The organism is Shewanella sp. HL-SH2 (genome assembly GCF_051164935.1).
In the GTDB taxonomy this organism is placed as follows: Bacteria; Pseudomonadota; Gammaproteobacteria; order Enterobacterales; family Shewanellaceae; genus Shewanella; species Shewanella glacialimarina.
The window spans coordinates 3,647,814-3,665,351 of record NZ_CP195035.1 but is presented as its reverse complement, the minus strand read 5'-3'; the positions used below and the strand labels follow the sequence as shown (position 1 = coordinate 3,665,351).

Here is a 17,538-nt window from a genome sequence, read left to right as displayed (position 1 = left end):
CGACACACTATGCCAACTCTACATTATCTACCTGAAGGAACATCATGCAACCTCAAACCATATTAGGTTTTGACTATGGCACCAAAAGTATTGGTATCGCAATCGGCCAAGCTATTACCGCCAGTGCCAGTCCATTAATGTCGATTAAAGCGGTTGATGGCATTCCCAATTGGGACGATATTGGTAAATTGATAACCGAATGGCAACCAGATTTAGTGGTAGTAGGATTACCGTTAAATATGGATGGTACAGAGCAAGAAATGACCCAGCGGGCTCGTAAATTTGCTAATCGCATTAATGGGCGCTTTGGTATAAAAGTAGCGACTCAAGATGAACGTCTAACAACGGCAGATGCCAAAGCCAGATTGTTTGAACTTGGTGGATTTAAAGCACTATCAAAAGGGCAAATTGATGCAGTTTCTGCGGTACTGATTGTCGAAAGTTACTTTGAAAATCAATTCGGAGACTAAACGGCTTTATCGTATTTTTAAATCAGACCTTTCGTTACCCTCAATAGTATTTAATTTATTGATTAAATGATGAACTTGACAATCATTTAACTGTCTATAAGCTTGTGATTATTTAAATGTTTTTGGAGTTTGTATGAAAAAGTTAGTTTTAGCGATAGCAGTATTAGCCTTAAGTGCATGTAGCACATTAAAAACCAATACTGATTTTGACCCAGCAGTGTCATTTGACCAATATAAAACATTCACTTGGGTTGCAGCCAAAGAAGAAGACAAAGGTTATCACTTAGATGGATTACTTGATCAGCGAGTGAGAGATGCCGTCGATAATCAAATGGCAGCTAAAGGGTTAACTAAAGTCGCAGCTGATGCCGATTTATTAGTTAACTACCTGACCAAAGTAGACAAAAAAATTAATGTCGATACGTTTAATAACAACTTTGGCTATAACCCATATTATGGACCAGGTTGGGGATGGAGTGGTTCAATGCACACTCAAACCACGGTGCGCGAATATGAAGTCGGCACATTAATAATTGATTTAATTGATAATAAAACGGAGAAACTTGTATGGCGTGGTAGTGTTGAAGACACAATACGCGATCAAAATACGCCACAAGAGCGTGTAGAGATTATCAACAATGCCATTGGACATGTAATGTCCGCTTACCCGCCAAAAGCAGAATAGTAGTATAAAACTGATATAGATTCTTAAAGCGCTTCCCTTTTGGGCAGCGCTTTATTGTTTAAAAGTCAGCATTTCGTAAATATCAGAATAAAATAACTAACACTAAACATGACGACCATAAACATAAGTCAGTGTCATCTATCATTCTGTGCTGTTTATCTTTACCCACTCTCACCCATTTGATAAAATTCCTAACCGTGATAAGGAAATTCACCCTTCATTTGTAAGTGAGTCATGATGAAATCTTGGTATCTTTTGTATTGTAAACCGCGTGAGGAATTACGTGCACAACAGAATTTAGCGCTTCAACAAATTGAAAGCTATTTACCAATGATTAAAGAATCAAAAAAATCAAAATCAATCACCAAAATGGCCGACGTACCGTTATTTCCTAATTACCTGTTTATCCACTTTGACCCTACTGAATTCAGCGTGAGTAAAATTCACTCAACTCGCGGTGTAAGTCGTATTATCGGCTGCAAAGAAGTGATGACACCTATAGATGATAGATTAATTAGTGGCATTAAACGGCGTGTTAATGCTTTTGTGCCTGAGCTGGAAAAAGGCTTAATAAAAGGCGATAAAGTTACCTTTACTGAAGGACCTTTTATTGATCTAGAAGCTATTTTCGAAGAGCGAAATGCAGAGAAGCGCTGTTACGTATTGTTCAATATAATGGGTCAACAAAAGCGTATTTTAATTGATGAGCAAGCAATCAAAAAAAGTGCAGCAGGTAATGATTGTTAATTAATCGAGTTGATTATAAGTTAGTCGACACAATAGAGATATACTGACAACCTTGTAAGACATTGACTATAGCAGCTTATGTTTATAAATTTTAACCGCAGATAAACATTAAGGATTTGATGGTTTTTAATGTTTTATATCAAATATTTATTGGTTTTTTTGATGTTAAAGTTACTTGTATGACTTTGTCGGTTTTATAAAATGTTTTTTTAATGCCGACTGATTGATTTTTCTACATATTTAACAACACACTTAAGTTATAATACGCACCAAATTTTACATTGGTTCAGTTTGAACTAATAAATATTTAATCAAAAAATTAGATGTTTCGCAATGCGAAGGGCACAATAGAAGCCGCAATCTAAGGGCGGTAGCGTGTCTGAAAGACAAAAGACAGAAAAGTTTCTGTCTTTTAGCTAACGCCGAAGACCGTCTCGGTCGCCACGCGGAACGGTAGCAAAGCATAGCTTCTCGGTCGCTACAAAGAAGGGTAGCAAAGCATGGCTTCTCGGTCGCTACAAAGAACGGTAGCAAAGCATAGCTTCTCGGTCGCCACGCGGAACGGTAGCAAAGCATAGCTTCTCGGTCGCCACGCGGAACGGTAGCAAAGCATGGCTTCTCGGTCGCCACGCGGAACGGTAGCAAAGCATAGCTTCTCGGTCGCTACAAAGAACGGTAGCAAAGCATGGCTTCTCGGTCGCTAAAAAAACGTTAGCAAGGTTAGCAAAGCATACTGTGTTGATCGCTACAAACAGCGGTATATAGATTTTGAAAAATTTGGCAATTTGCCAAGTACATCAGCCTTATCGTCAGTCGCATCGTTCGCTATAGGCTGTTATCAAATTAACCCTAATTTTATTAATAATATTGGAGATACCTGGTGTTTCATAAAATCAAAACATTGTTCATTGCAGGCTTATCTGCCTTTATTATATTAACCATGCCAGTACAAGCGGTTACTCCATCACCACAAATGATTGAGCAATTTAAACAGCTGCCTAAATCAGAACAAGAAAGGTTAGCGAAACAATACGGTTTGGATCCTTCAATGTTGTCGGCAGGTCAAGGTGCAGCAATTCAAATTGACAATCCGCAAGTAGTAATGCCCCGGGAAATTGAGTACAAGGCTGATGAAATACACGACCAATCAGAAAGTGATGAAAACTTACAAAAAACTAAAACACAACTTACTGTAGTTCAACGAGAAGCTGAAAAACTTTCTCAGTTAAAACGTTTTGGTTATGATTTATTTGCCGGTTCACCTTCTACCTTTGCGCCAGTATCAGATGTCCCCGTTCCAGCTGAATATATGATGGGACCAGGTGATAACATCAATATTCAGTTATACGGTAAAGAAAATAAAAATTATCAATTAGTCATTGGCCGTGACGGCGCGGTTCAATTTCCCGATTTAGGCCCTATTTCACTCGTGGGTTTATCGTTTTCTGAAGCCAGACAACTGCTGCAAGATAAAATATCCCAATCAATGATTGGTATTAATGCCAGTATCACTATGGGTGAACTACGCACTGTACGCATTTTTGTAGCAGGTGATGCATACCAGCCAGGTTCATATACTGTGTCGAGCCTATCTACCATTACTCAAGCATTATTTGTGTCCGGCGGCATAAATGAAATTGGCTCATTGCGTAATATTCAATTAAAACGTGCCGGTAAAACCATCGCCACATTAGATTTATATGACCTATTAATGCGTGGTGATGCATTAGGCGATAAACGATTGCAGTCGGGCGATGTGGTATTTATTCCATCGGCAGGTGACAGCGTTAGCGTAATAGGTGAAGTGCGCCGTCCTGCAATTTATGAGTTAAAGCAACATGAAACCATGGCTGATGTGATGACAATGGCCAGTGGCTTAAACCCGGGTGCATTTCCTAAAGCCAGTGTGGTTGAACGCTATAATGAAAATGCGGTTAAAACGGTAATTAACGTCGACTTAACCACTCAATCTGGTTTGTCGGCTAAGGTTAGAAACGGTGATGTGTTAAATGTTAAATCAGCTTCTAGTCGCATTGAAAATGCAATTACCATCGCGGGGGCCGTTATTCGTCCCGGTAAATATCAATGGACTAACGGAAGTAAAGTCGCTGATTTATTGCCATCAGTGTGGGGCAATTTAACCATTTCTGCTGACTTAGATTATTCATTACTCATTCGCGAAATTAATCAACGGGGTGACATAGAAGTACATCGCGTTGCATTAGGTAAAGCCATTGCCGAGCCTTTTTCACTCAGCAATATTGCGCTACAGCCCCGAGACACCTTACTGGTATTTGACTATGCTGATCGTGAATTATTACTTGAGCCAGTTATCAAACAACTAAAACAGCAAAGCCGCTTTGGTGATGCCGCTAAATTGGTAGATATTAACGGCAATGTAAGATTTCCAGGTAAATATCCATTAACCGTTAATGCTAACGTCAAAGAGTTGCTTATTGCTGCAGGCGGCCTAGAAGAGGGTGCTTACACTTTATCAGCAGAGCTTACTCGCCAAAATGTGTCTGAAACCGAGGGCGTAACCATTGAGCATCTTCAATTAAGCTTAGATGATGTAATAAACAATGACCCATCATCAAATCTCGCATTAAACAGTCGTGATATTTTAACCGTACGCACTTTACCCGATTGGCAAGAAACCCGTTGGGTGAGCATTAAAGGCGAAGTCAAGTTTCCAGGTACTTATTCTATACAGCGCGGTGAAAAATTAGCAGACGTGATTGCCCGTGCCGGTGGGTATACCCAAGATGCGGCATTAAAAAGTGCTATTTTTTTGCGTGAATCGGTTAAACAAAAAGAAAAACAAGAACTGGCTAAGTTATCAGATGAGCTACGCCGTGAAATATCATCAAAAGCACTAACTAAAGACACCCCAACAGTGGGTTATGCAGATGCACAGTTAATGCTTAAAGAGCTTGAAAATATAGAAGTGGTTGGCCGATTAGTGATTGACCTTACCGCCCTGCAAGTGGGTATTGAAGAAGCTGATATGGATTTAGAAGATAAAGACCAACTGTATATACCCGCTCACAATCAAACGGTTTCGATAATGGGCCAAGTACAGCATCCAAGTACCCACAGATACCGCGACGGGATCACTTTCAGTCAATACTTAGCACTGGCTGGTGGCCCACGTAAACGTGCCGATGATGGTAGAAGTTACATCATTAAAGCAGACGGGTCAGTGGCCATGCCAGGCAGTTCATTCTGGTTTAGCAGTAGCAACGAAATGGAACCGGGTGACACTATCATTGTACCGTTAGATACTGAGTACAAAGACAACCTGTCACTGTGGACCCAAATAACAACCATTATGTACAACAGCGCCATTGCCGTCGCCACCATATCGACTTTGTAGGGCATATAGTTAAGCTTACAATCTGCTTTAATGGCGTCAACGGTGATCTAAGTGTTTTGTAAGTCAGCGAACGTGCCGTTAACCGTATTCGAAAACTTAAAACAATGAGATAAGTTTTAAATGTCTAATGAAATAAATAAATACAACGATGCTCAATTCCCACAACAGCCTGATGATGAGATTGACCTTCGGGAGTTATTTTCCGTTATCTGGCAAGGTAAATGGCTTATTATTGCCATTACGGCAGTATTCGCTATAGGTTCTGTGGTATTCGCCATCAACCAACCCAACATATATAAGTCAGAGGCCTTATTAGCCCCCGCTGATACAGAACAAGGTGGGGGCGGTTTAGCGGCATTAGCTGGCCAGTTCGGCGGTTTAGCGTCAATGGCGGGAATTAACCTTGGCCGTAAGGGTGGTGTAGATAAAACCCAAATGGCCATAGAGGTAATGAAGTCACGTCATTTCACCAGTGACTTTATACAAAATCATAATTTGCTGCCAGATTTAATGGCGATAAAAAGCTGGAATATGGCTGAAAACACCATCAGCTACAATGATAAAATGTATCTAGCGGTGGAAAATAAATGGATCCGTGAAGTTAAAGCCCCATTTAAACCAGAACCATCAATGCAAGAAGCATTTAAAAAATTCAGCAAAGTGATTGCAGTTAATACTGATAAAGAAACCAGAATGGTAACAATTTCAGTAGAACATTTATCACCAAGCATCGCACAGCAATGGGTTAACTGGTTAGTACAAGACATCAATAAAGTGATGAAAGACCGCGATGTCACAGAAGCGAAACGAAGTATTGCTTTTTTAGAATCTCAAATCGATCAAACCAACGTAGCCGATATTCGCTCAATTTTATACAAGTTAATCGAAGAGCAAGCGAAAACAATTATGTTTGCAGAAGTTCGCGATGAGTACGTATTTAAAACCATCGACCCAGCATTAATTCCAGAAGAAAAATCAAAGCCTAAGCGGGCATTAATCTGTGTGTTAGGCACTTTGCTGGGTGGTATGTTGGGTGTCATGTTGGTATTAATTAGATATTTTGTTAGAAAAGAAGCTTAACTTCCTCGTCATTCCGGCAAAGCATTTGAGCCGGAATCTAACTGTTTATAAGAGTCCATTAGGACTGCTTAAATAAAACAGAGACGCTGAAAACAGTAAAACCTAGGCTCTACGTGGGATAGCGAAGATTGGCCTGTCTCAATATGGATATAAAGTGTCGCAGCTTGATTTGAAAGGCTGAGATGAAAAAGTGTAACCTTTCAGTATTTGTCACTCTAAGATAACCATTTCTTGTGGTTGTCTTCATCGAATTTGGTAGTAAAAATGAAAATTCTAATTACAGGTGGTGCAGGATTTATTGGTTCTGCTGTAATTCGCCATATAATTAAGAACACAAATGATAGTGTTATTAATGTAGATAAATTAACTTATGCGGGCAATCTAGAATCTTTGATTAGTGTTGAAAATGATAATCGGTATTCATTTGAGCATGTTGATATATGCGATTCGATTGAACTTGAACGTGTGTTCAGAAGCTATAGGCCTGACGCTGTGATGCATTTAGCTGCGGAATCACATGTAGACCGTTCAATTACCGGACCTTCAGACTTTATTCAAACTAATATTGTTGGTACATATACGCTTCTTGAAGCGACTCGAGAGTATTGGAATACTTTATCAGCAGATTCCAAAAAAGCATTTCGTTTCCATCACATCTCAACAGATGAAGTTTATGGTGATTTACCTCATCCTGATGATCTGGATGGTTTAAGCTTGAGTGAAGAGTTGCCATTATTTACAGAAGAATCTACTTACGCACCAAGCAGTCCTTACTCGGCATCAAAAGCATCAAGTGATCATTTAGTCAGGTCATGGCTACGCACTTACGGTTTACCAACCATTATTACAAACTGTTCTAACAATTATGGCCCGTACCACTTTCCGGAGAAGTTAATACCATTGGTTATCTTAAATGCATTAGAAGGTAAACAACTACCTATCTACGGTAAAGGTGATCAAATTCGTGATTGGTTATATGTAGAAGATCATGCCTGTGCACTTTATAAAGTCGTTACACAAGGTAAAGTTGGTGAAACATATAATATTGGCGGGCACAATGAAAAGAAAAATATTGAAGTAGTTAACACAATTTGCAATATTTTAGACATTTTAGTCCCTAAAGATACGCCTTATGCTGATCAAATTAATTTTGTAAAAGACCGTCCAGGTCACGACCGCCGATACGCCATAGATGCAACCAAAATGAGCAATGAACTTAACTGGCTACCAAAAGAAACATTTGAAACTGGTTTACGTAAAACTGTTGAATGGTATTTATCTAACCAAAATTGGTGTCAACATGTTCAAGATGGCAGCTATCAACGCGAGCGTTTAGGTATTTAGTTGACCTCTAGCTTTAACTTAAAGCCCTACTTTTAGGGTTAACGATCTAGGAAATTATTTTCATATGAAAGGCATTATTTTGGCAGGTGGTTCAGGTACTCGTTTGTATCCAATTACTAAAGGGATTTCAAAACAACTTTTGCCTGTTTACGATAAACCAATGATCTATTATCCGATATCTGTTTTGATGTTAGCGGGTATTCGTGAAATTTTAATTATTACTACTCCTGAAGATCAGTTTTCTTTTAAACGCTTATTAGGTGATGGCTCTGATTTCGGGATTACCTTGGAATACGCAGTCCAAGAGAAACCAGAAGGTTTAGCCCAAGCTTTTATTATTGGTGAAGATTTTATTGGTGATTCTAGTGTCTGTCTTGCACTAGGTGATAATATTTTCTGGGGACAAGGCTTTTCACCTATTTTAAAACGAGCTGCAGAGCGCAAAAGTGGTGCAACGGTATTTGGTTACCAAGTAAAAGATCCTGAACGCTTTGGTGTTGTTGAGTTTGATGACAAATTAAAAGCTATCAGCATTGAAGAAAAACCACTTGTACCTAAATCCAATTTCGCAGTGACAGGTCTTTATTTTTACGATAATAAAGTCATTGAGCTAGCCAAACAAGTTAAACCATCTGTTCGGGGAGAATTAGAAATTACTACCCTTAATGAAATGTACCTGAAACAAAACGAGTTAAATGTTGAGTTGTTAGGCCGTGGTTTTGCCTGGCTCGATACTGGCACCTATGAAAGCTTACTTGAAGCAGCTACATTTGTCGAAACTATTGAGAAAAGACAAGGTTATAAAATTGCTTGTTTAGAAGAGATTGCTTTGCGAAATACATGGTTAACTGACGATGAAATATTAAAGGCAGCGAATGAAATGGCTAAAAATAGCTATGGAAAATATCTTAAGTCTTTAATTCAATAGGTATAAAAATGAAAAGTATTACTAATAATAAATTAGTGATTTTTGGATGCTCATCGTTTTCAAATAGTATTATAGCGCTTTGTAATAAAATAGAAAACATAGAGGTAGTAGCAATCTGTGTTGATGATGAATATCTTTTAGATCTACCAGAGACATTTAGTGGATTACAAGTTGTAGGATTCAATGAATCTTTATTACTACACCCTAATGCAAGTTATGCAATAGCTGTTGGTTATAAATGTATGCGAACAAGAAAATTAATTTATGACAAATTAATTAAACATAACCTTAATATAGCAACATTAATATCACCCAATGCTCACGTAGATGCAATTAAAATAGGTTCTGGTTGTATTATTTTTGATGGTGTTGTAATTGAGCAAGGTGCATTTATACATGATAATGTTACAATTTGGTCTAATGTAACCATTTGCCATGACGTTGAAGTTGATAGTCATTGCTTTATTGCTGCAAATTCAACCTTAGGTGGTTTTGTAAAAGTCGGAACTCTTACATTTATTGGTTTTAGTGCAACTTTAATTGACTCAGTTGAAATTGGTCGAGAATGTATAATTGGCGCATGCAGTTTAATTAACTCAAATGTTAAAGATTTATCAAAATACTTTGGCTTACCGGCAAGACACATTGCAAATATCGATAAAAATATAGGAGTTTCTTTTCCATGAAAAAAATTGCAATTATTGGTTCTGGTGAATTCCAACTGCCATTAATTAAATCTGCTAGAGAAGAAGGCTTAGAGACTCATGTTTTTTCGTGGGGCGGAAATGAGTTAGCAGCAAATTTTTTTTATAATATTAGTATTATAGAGAAACAGTTAATATTAGATAAATGTAGAGAAATTGGAATTGATGGCATTTGCTCTATAGGGTCTGACTTAGCAAATATAACTGTCAATTTTGTAGCCAATGCCTTAGGTTTAGTTAGTAATAGCATCGAGTGTACAGAGATCACTACTAATAAATATCTAATGCGACAGCATTTGATAATGAATAATATTCCTGTACCCCACTTTAATTATTTAAATGAAATTAAAAACTTTCAACCCCTTAGCTATCCTGTCATTGTTAAGCCAGTAGATCGGTCAGGTAGCCGAGGGATAACTTTGGTTGATTCTCCGCTTAATATTCTTACGGCAATTAAAGTTGCATTTGATGAATCTTTTTCAAAAGAAATTTTGATTGAAGAATTTATAAATGGTAGAGAGTTTAGCGTAGAATCAATAAGTTATAATGGCAGTCACGAAATTCTTCAGATCACTGAAAAGTTTACAACTGGCTCTCCCGATTTTATAGAAAGAGGGCATATTTGCCCTGCTAGAATTACAAGTGAAGAGCGAGATTTAATCAGTGACTTGGTTTGTAAAACGCTTAAAGCGGTTAATATTTCAAATGGTGCTGCACACACAGAATTAAAAATAAATGATATTGGTGATGCATATATCATTGAAATTGGTTCCAGGATGGGGGGCGATTACATCGGTTCAGACTTGGTTTTCTATAGTACAGGCTTTGACTTTACCAAAGCTGTACTTGCTATTGCGATGAATAGTAATTATAAAGCTACAGAGTTTTACTCGCAAGAAAAAAAGCACATGATTTCAATAGTCAAATTTGTTTTTAACGATGACGATGTAAAAAAATGTCACAATGCTTGCTTTTATGGTGATGTCGTTCATTCAAACTTAAATAATACTAACGGTATTCATAATAAAAAAATAACATCAAGTTCAGATAGGCTAGGCCATTTACTATTAGTCACGGATCAAGAAAGACGAGATAAAGCACTGAAAATATTAGGATTTTAACAAATGATTCCATTTAACAAACCTTATTTACACGGTAAAGAGTTGGCTTATATAGCTGATGCAGTTTCTTCGGGCAAAATCGCTGGTGATGGTGCATATACTAAAAAATGTCATGATTTTTTTGAACAACGCTTTGGTTTTAAGAAAGTATTGATGACAACTTCATGTACCGACGCTTTGGAAATGGCTGCGATACTGTTGGATATTAAACCTGGTGATGAGATAATTGCACCATCTTATACTTTTGTGTCAACAGTTAATCCTTTCGTTCTCCGTGGTGCCAAGATAGTCTTTGCAGATAGTTATAGTGATCATCCAAATATTGATCCTAAACAAATAGAAAAACTTATAACCCCGAATACAAAAGCAATTGTAGTTGTTCATTATGCGGGTATTGCTTGTGATATGGACGTTATTATGGAATTAGCCAATACAAATAATATAGCCGTCGTTGAGGATGCGGCGCAGGCTATTGATGGTTATTATAAGGGGAAACCGCTCGGTAGTATTGGAACATTCGGCACTTTTTCGTTTCATGAGACTAAAAATATAATTGCTGGTGAAGGCGGTTTATTAGCAATTAATGATGAACAGTATATTCAGCGTGCAGAAATCATTCGAGAAAAAGGTACGAATAGGTCATCTTTCTTCCGTGGTGAGGTTGCCAAATATGGTTGGGCGGATATTGGTTCTTCTTTCTTACCATCTGATATAATTGCAGCATATCTTTATGCTCAGCTTGAAAGTTTAGATATAATTCAAGCTAGACGTAAAGCAATCTGGCAACGATATTACGATAAACTTAGTATTGTTTTTGAAAATAGTGCGATCAAATTACCTAAGGTTCCAGATTATTCAACTAATAATGCACATATGTTTTATTTAGTTTGTGAAAGCTTGGAACAACGAACTTCCCTTATACAAAAATTAAAAGATAATGGTGTTCATACAGTCTTCCATTACTTATCACTTCATTCAAGCGAGTATTATCAAGAAAAATATTTCGGCCCTGAACTGCCCAATTCTGATCTCTTTACTGATAATCTAGTAAGGCTGCCGCTTTTTTATGAGTTAACAGATGAGCAAGTTGATAAAATATGCAGTGAATTAAGTAAGTTAGTGTGTTGATAATGAGTAATAAAACTTTACACATAGCTTACCTTGATAAGTTTATTCCTGGATTTATTGAAATTTTAAAGGATAATTTTTCAGATGAATCGCATACTTTTATTACATTTGGTGACATAGATAAATATCCTTATCAGCAGACAAGTAATACTACTCACTATCCAACAATCAAAAGCTTTATGGTATTAACTAGATTAGCGTTTACTTGTCATACCCACAATAAAATAATTTTGCATGGTCTCTTCATGCATCAACTTACACTGCTGTTATGTTTTATGCCTTGGCTTCACAAAAAATGTCTTTGGGTTATTTGGGGCGGAGATCTTTATTATCATAAATTAGCGATAAAGAATACTCGATATCACTTTTTTGAAATTTTCCGTAGATTTTTAATTAGCCGTTTAGGTGGTTTTATTACTTATGTAGATGGTGATTATAGAAAAGCTCAAAATTGGTATGGGGCGAAAGGTGTATTGTATGAATCTATAACTTATAAGAGTAATATTTTTAGTGGGGGTGATTTATGTGAAACGGTTATAAATCAGACAGCTAAAAATGAAGCTGTGAAAGTTAATTTGTTGGTGGGTAATTCCGCTGATCAGAGTAATAATCACAAACAAATATTTGAGCAGTTGGTGAAATTAGATATTGAAAATGGAGTAGATAAAATTTTTTGCCCGTTATCGTATGGTAACTCAGACTATGCTGAAAGAATTAAAAATTTGGGGGAGTTGATGTTTGGAGATAAATTCTATCCATTGATGGACTTCATGCCATTAGAACAATACAACAAAATATTAGATGTAATTGACATAGGGATATTTGCTCATAATCGACAACAAGCAATGGGTAGCACCATTAATTTACTCGGCCGCGGTAAAACAGTATTTATGCGGACAGACACGAGTGCTTATGCTTTACTTACTAAGCTGAAAATAAAAGTTTATGCCTTGGATTATTTAAGCTTAATCCCACAGACTGATGAAGTTTCAATCGCTAATAATAAGAATGTCCGTAATTATTTTAGTGAACTAAATTTAGTGAAGCAACTTAAAAACATTTTTGGGTGACCGGCATAGCTCCATTTATAATAATTAGTACAATAATATGACACCAAAAAAAATTCTCCATTTCGCCATAGGGCCTCTTGGTGGGGCATTATTAGGAATTATATCGTTACCTATCATCGCTTGGATATTCAGTCAAGAAGACATAGGTAAAATAGCATTGTTACAAGTGGTCTTGAGTTTTACAACATTATTTTTTACCCTTGGGCTAGATCAAGGGTATGTTCGTGAATACCATGAGTCGACGAATAGACCTCTGTTACTAAAAACTGCAGTATTACCTGGCTTTATATTGTTGATGAGTACTCTGGTATTATGTTTATCATTTGGGACATTTTTGTCTCAAATCGTATTTGATATGAAGTCAACGGGAATAAGTTGGTTACTCTCCGTGGCTTTGGTATGTACTTTTATCTCTCGCTTTCTATCACTCGTACTGCGGATGGACGAGCGCGGAATAGCTTTTTCAATGAGTCAACTATTACCTAAAGCATTTGTTCTTGCAATAATACTTGCATATTTTTTATTAGATGTTGCTAAGTCTTTTGAATATTTACTCATAGCTTATACTTTAGCGATAGTTCTTACGTGTTTTATATTTATTTGGAATACCAGAACAGTTTGGCACTCATGTTTTTTTGAGAAAATTAAGCTACAACAATTTAAGCAAATGTTAAATTTTGGTATGCCATTGATTCTAGGCGGTGTAGCATTCTGGGGATTAACTTCAATAGACCGAGTATTGTTAAGCCGTTGGAGTACTTTCAGTGAGTTGGGTGTCTACTCTGTATCTGTTAGTTTCGCCGCAGCTGCGACTATTTTTCAATCGGTATTTTCGACTGTATGGGCTCCTACGGTTTATAAATGGGCTAGTAAAGATGAAGGATACGAGAAAGTAATTATGGTCAGTCGCTACGTGCTACTTGCTGTGATTATGTTGTTTTGTTTTGCTGGCTTGCTATCTTGGATTGTTCCTTTTGTTCTACCGAGCGAATACGATGCAGTGCAATGGATCTTGGTCGCTTGCCTTGCTTATCCATTGCTCTACACGCTTTCAGAGACAACTGTCGTAGGAATAGGTATTTCTCGTAAATCACGCTACGCTTTGCTTGCATCAGCACTAGCGTTTTGCGTTAACTTTATTTGTAATATCTTTTTGATTCCAAAGTTTGGTGCAGCAGGTGCAGCAAGTAGTACAGCATTCGCGTTTTGGACTTTTTTAATTTTTAGGACTGAATTCTCCATTTTAGTTTGGAAACCCTTTCCTAGAGTAGCACTATATACTTTTACTTTTATGGCCGTTGCTGGTGCAATAATTGCAGCTCTTAAACAGGACAGGCTTGGCTATTTTTTATATATTTATTGGTTTGTTTTATTTATTATTTCATGCTGGTTTTTTAGGGTGGAATTATTACTAATTAAAATAAAAATATATGAATTGGTCAGAAAAAAAGTTAAAAATTAATTTTAACTTTTTTGTTAGTCAGGAAAGGATGAAGTAAAAACAGAATAGGCTTTTAATCAAATAGACATAGTTGTAAATAAATATTTTATATTGTAAATTTAATAAATGATAAGTAAACAAGTATATCAGCCTCTTGTTTGTTAATTATACTGATAATCATTGATTCTGCGTTATATCGATTGATATTTTCCATTGTGAAATTGAAAGGTAGTGCTCTTGTTTTGAAAAATGTTGATATGGCTCATTAATAAGTGGTTAGGTAAACATCGTATTCTGAATCCGAGGCTAGTTCTATTTATGATTGGTAATAGTCAGGTTTTTTAAATCGAATTTATGATCGTATGAACTTTACTTTAAAACATCGATGCACTGTAATTAGCATAGTTTAAATTAGGATTTCTAAGTTTGTATATAATATGAAAATAGCTAAATTGACTAATTATACATTAGTTTTTATTCTATGTATTTTTGTTTCCTACATAAGTGCATCTAGGAACTTACAAGCTAATATTAAAAACGATACACAAAACTATAATAATTATTATAGTTGTATTGCGGAAGCTCATAATAATTTCTGTAATTATGAAATCGGGGCGCCCCCAAATGAAGTTTTACTTTATTTTGTTATAAAGTTACAGTCTTTTGTTTTATTTGATTTTCAGTTTTTCATTTTTGCAATATCTTTGTTTTTTGTTTTTTCCCTTTTTTACTTTTACCGTAGTATAACAACCTGGGTTTTGCCTTGTTTTTTTATTTTAATTTTTTACCCTATGTTTGTTGAAGCATTAACAAATACGATAAGGCAATCATTGTGCATAGGTTTATCATTTTTGATGTTGGGCCACTATATAAAAAATATGTACATGTGTAGGAATAAAATGATTGTTTTCTACTTTGTTTTTTTTAGTTTAATGCTATTCTCACATTCAATGGGAATAATTATATTTATGTCATTTATTTTTTCTCATATTCTTTTTAAAGCCAATAAATGGTGGGTGTATTACCTTGCTGTAATCTTTGGTGTTGTTATTTCTTTCTTTATGGGAAGTGTATTATCTTCTTTGCCACTCAACGGGTTGCTTTTTAATAAAATAGTATATTATATTAATTCAGGAATAAGTTTTAATCAGTTTATTTCTCTTTTTGGAAAAGTGCAATTTCTATCCGTGGTGATATTATTAATCATTTACACATCCTTAAACCGCTCTTTAATGAGTGATGAGAAACTAAGGTTTGTTTTTTGCTATTTTATTTCTTTATTGTCTGTGGCATTTGCATTGTCTTCTATGGAAGTGGCTTATCGATTGCTTATTGTTCCATTTATTATCTATCCAGTGCTGTTAATATATCCTATAGCCAGGCGGTACGATTTAATTATGATACCTTTCATTTTGTACTTTTCTGTGCAATTAATATTTTTTGTTTCGAACACAAATTACATATTTAGACCTTTTTATTGATTTATTAAATTTTTAGAGATAGGCCGTTATTATTTAGTAAAATTATCCGGAGAGTTATGTTGAAAGTTATTAAGTTTTTATTTAGTTATATTCTATTTCAGTTCTCTAGAATTTCAGGTGATTTTTCTGCTAGTTTTTTTGCTTATGCTGACAGAAACACGTTTTTAGGTGAAAGAAGTAACATATCAACAAATAGGTTACTAAATTGTAACGTTGGTCGTTATTCATATATAGGTAAAACTATAACTCTTTCAAATTTAAAAGTTGGGTCATTTAGCTCGATTGCTCAAGATTTTGTAATTCTGTCTGGTAGACATCCGTTAGATTATGTGTCTACAAGCCCTTGTTTTTATAGTGGAAATAATGCTTTAGGCTCGCATTTTATCAAAAATGAAAATTTTCAGGAATTCAAGCTAAATTCAGAAGGCTATGCTTGCACTGTAGGCTCAGATGTCTGGATTGGTTTTGGCGTAAGGGTTATGGATGGAGTAACAATTGGAAATGGTTCTGTAATTGCTGCTGGTGCACTTCTAACAAAAGACATACCGCCTTATGAGATTTGGGCTGGAATACCAGCAAAAAAAATATCAACTCGTTTCGAAAAAGATCAGATTGAACGTCTTATATTAATTGAATGGTGGAATAAACCAACTTCTTGGCTGCATGATAAGGCACATTTGTTTCATGACATTAACAAATTTATTGAAAAGGCAAAATAATGAATCTCCTGATAGTAGTTGTTGCTTATAATCGACCTGAATCATTATCCAGATGTTTGAGTTCTTTATCAAATTTAAAATCAAGAACCGATATTTCAGTTGATATATGTATCTCTATCGATCATTTTAAAGAGAATGAAGAACCGAAAAAAAATATCGAGTGTGTTGATGTAGCAAATTTGTTTGATTGGCATATGAATGATAAAAAAGTTATTCATTTACCAGAAAACTTTGGCTTAAGAAGGCATATTCTAGCTTGTGGAAGTTTAGTCAAAGATTATGATGCATTACTCATGTTGGAAGATGATATAGTTATATCTCCATTTGCTTTGAGCTATGTCACTAAATCTATTGATTTTTTTGAGGCTGACCCAAACATCGGTGGCTTTTCACTATATAATCATAAAAAGAATTTTTTAAATAATGAACCTTTTCATCCTATTCTTGATGGCTCAGATAATTATTTTCTTCAGATTGCTTCTTCTTGGGGGCAGTTTTGGACGAAGTTGCAATGGAATCAATTTCATGAATGGTATCAGGAAATTGACGCAGCAAAACTAATTAACTCAAATTTACCTGAAAACATTAAAAATTGGCCTGAATCTTCTTGGTTAAAATATTTTATTTGGTATCTTAATGAAAAAAATAAATATTTTGTTTATCCTCGTCAATCACTATCTACTAATTTTACAGATTTAGGTACTCATAATAATAAATCTAACACCTTGTATCAGGTAAGTTTATTGTCGGGAGGAATATTTAATTATAGGTTTTGTGATTTGAATACTAGTATAAGCGTGTATGATTCGCATTTTGAAAGTATGCACGTGCAAAAATTGGTCGCAGATAGACTTCGCTGCAAATTAAATGATGTTACTGTAGACTTTTATGGAACAAAAAAGAGTGTGGCGCAATATCATTTATGTGCACAATTAAGGAATTATAGAGTAATTGAACGTTTTGGTTTGTCTTATAAGTCTTGGGAACTAAATGTCATATATTCTGCATCTGGGAGATCATTGTATATTTACGATACTGATATTAGACAATTTAAATTAAAAAATTTGGTTTCAATACTTAGAACTCCAAGAGTTCATTATCTTGAATGTAATTTAACACTTAGAAAACGCCTAAAAGACATGTTTGCAAGTTTAAAGTCTCTGTTTTCATAGGGTATTTGTTGTTTCCTATAAATATCTCATGTATTTTTTCTATTTTATACATAAGTTATGGTTAGTTAGTAG

At 35.5% G+C, this 17,538-nt stretch carries 15 protein-coding genes; all 15 read left to right on the top strand.

The genetic code is table 11. The features are described 5' to 3' along the window. Positions 1 to 44: 44 nt before the first annotated feature. On the top strand, positions 45 to 470 hold the full coding sequence (gene ruvX, locus ACRWP9_RS15910; RefSeq protein ID WP_434926814.1) for a Holliday junction resolvase RuvX: 426 nt from the start codon (positions 45 to 47) through the stop codon (positions 468 to 470). Between the two features lie 133 nt (positions 471 to 603). Beyond that, the gene (locus ACRWP9_RS15905; protein WP_434926813.1) at positions 604 to 1,155 is read left to right on the top strand and encodes a DUF4136 domain-containing protein; all 552 of its coding nucleotides are present in this window, start codon (positions 604 to 606) and stop codon (positions 1,153 to 1,155) included. A gap of 237 nt (positions 1,156 to 1,392) precedes the next feature. After that, the gene (gene rfaH, locus ACRWP9_RS15900; protein WP_434926812.1) at positions 1,393 to 1,902 is read left to right on the top strand and encodes a transcription/translation regulatory transformer protein RfaH; all 510 of its coding nucleotides are present in this window, start codon (positions 1,393 to 1,395) and stop codon (positions 1,900 to 1,902) included. 940 nt (positions 1,903 to 2,842) lie between these two features. Then, positions 2,843 to 5,278: an SLBB domain-containing protein gene (locus ACRWP9_RS15895; RefSeq protein WP_434929097.1), complete on the top strand. Its 2,436-nt coding sequence runs from the start codon at positions 2,843 to 2,845 to the stop codon at positions 5,276 to 5,278. A 120-nt stretch (positions 5,279 to 5,398) separates the two neighbouring features. Beyond that, positions 5,399 to 6,358 carry a Wzz/FepE/Etk N-terminal domain-containing protein gene (locus ACRWP9_RS15890; protein ID WP_434926811.1) on the top strand — a complete coding sequence of 320 codons (960 nt, stop codon included), beginning with the start codon at positions 5,399 to 5,401 and terminating at the stop codon, positions 6,356 to 6,358. A 264-nt stretch (positions 6,359 to 6,622) separates the two neighbouring features. Beyond that, complete coding sequence (rfbB, locus tag ACRWP9_RS15885; protein ID WP_434926810.1) at positions 6,623 to 7,702, top strand: dTDP-glucose 4,6-dehydratase; 1,080 nt, start codon at positions 6,623 to 6,625, stop codon at positions 7,700 to 7,702. A gap of 64 nt (positions 7,703 to 7,766) precedes the next feature. Next, positions 7,767 to 8,630, top strand: coding sequence for a glucose-1-phosphate thymidylyltransferase RfbA (gene rfbA / locus ACRWP9_RS15880; RefSeq protein ID WP_434926809.1), 864 nt, complete (start codon positions 7,767 to 7,769; stop codon positions 8,628 to 8,630). Between the two features lie 8 nt (positions 8,631 to 8,638). Continuing rightward, complete coding sequence (locus ACRWP9_RS15875) at positions 8,639 to 9,316, top strand: hypothetical protein (protein WP_434926808.1); 678 nt, start codon at positions 8,639 to 8,641, stop codon at positions 9,314 to 9,316. Next, positions 9,313 to 10,455 (top strand): ATP-grasp domain-containing protein, encoded by a 1,143-nt coding sequence (locus ACRWP9_RS15870; protein WP_434926807.1) that lies wholly within the window; start codon positions 9,313 to 9,315, stop codon positions 10,453 to 10,455. The genes ACRWP9_RS15875 and ACRWP9_RS15870 overlap by 4 nt, the downstream gene beginning before the upstream one ends. A 3-nt stretch (positions 10,456 to 10,458) precedes the next feature. Continuing rightward, positions 10,459 to 11,583, top strand: a complete 1,125-nt coding sequence (rffA, locus tag ACRWP9_RS15865) for a dTDP-4-amino-4,6-dideoxygalactose transaminase (protein ID WP_434926806.1) — start codon at positions 10,459 to 10,461, stop codon at positions 11,581 to 11,583. Positions 11,584 to 11,585: 2 nt separating this feature from the next. Further along, a complete protein-coding gene (locus ACRWP9_RS15860; RefSeq protein WP_434926805.1) occupies positions 11,586 to 12,653 on the top strand; it encodes a TDP-N-acetylfucosamine:lipid II N-acetylfucosaminyltransferase in 1,068 nt (355 codons plus the stop codon). A 37-nt stretch (positions 12,654 to 12,690) separates the two neighbouring features. Further along, positions 12,691 to 14,115: a lipopolysaccharide biosynthesis protein gene (locus ACRWP9_RS15855; RefSeq protein ID WP_434926804.1), complete on the top strand. Its 1,425-nt coding sequence runs from the start codon at positions 12,691 to 12,693 to the stop codon at positions 14,113 to 14,115. Between the two features lie 416 nt (positions 14,116 to 14,531). After that, a complete protein-coding gene (locus ACRWP9_RS15850; RefSeq protein WP_434926803.1) occupies positions 14,532 to 15,575 on the top strand; it encodes an EpsG family protein in 1,044 nt (347 codons plus the stop codon). 56 nt (positions 15,576 to 15,631) lie between these two features. Then, positions 15,632 to 16,294 carry a CatB-related O-acetyltransferase gene (locus ACRWP9_RS15845; RefSeq protein WP_434926802.1) on the top strand — a complete coding sequence of 221 codons (663 nt, stop codon included), beginning with the start codon at positions 15,632 to 15,634 and terminating at the stop codon, positions 16,292 to 16,294. Next, positions 16,294 to 17,466 (top strand): hypothetical protein, encoded by a 1,173-nt coding sequence (locus ACRWP9_RS15840; protein WP_434926801.1) that lies wholly within the window; start codon positions 16,294 to 16,296, stop codon positions 17,464 to 17,466. The genes ACRWP9_RS15845 and ACRWP9_RS15840 overlap by 1 nt, the downstream gene beginning before the upstream one ends. Positions 17,467 to 17,538: the final 72 nt, after the last annotated feature.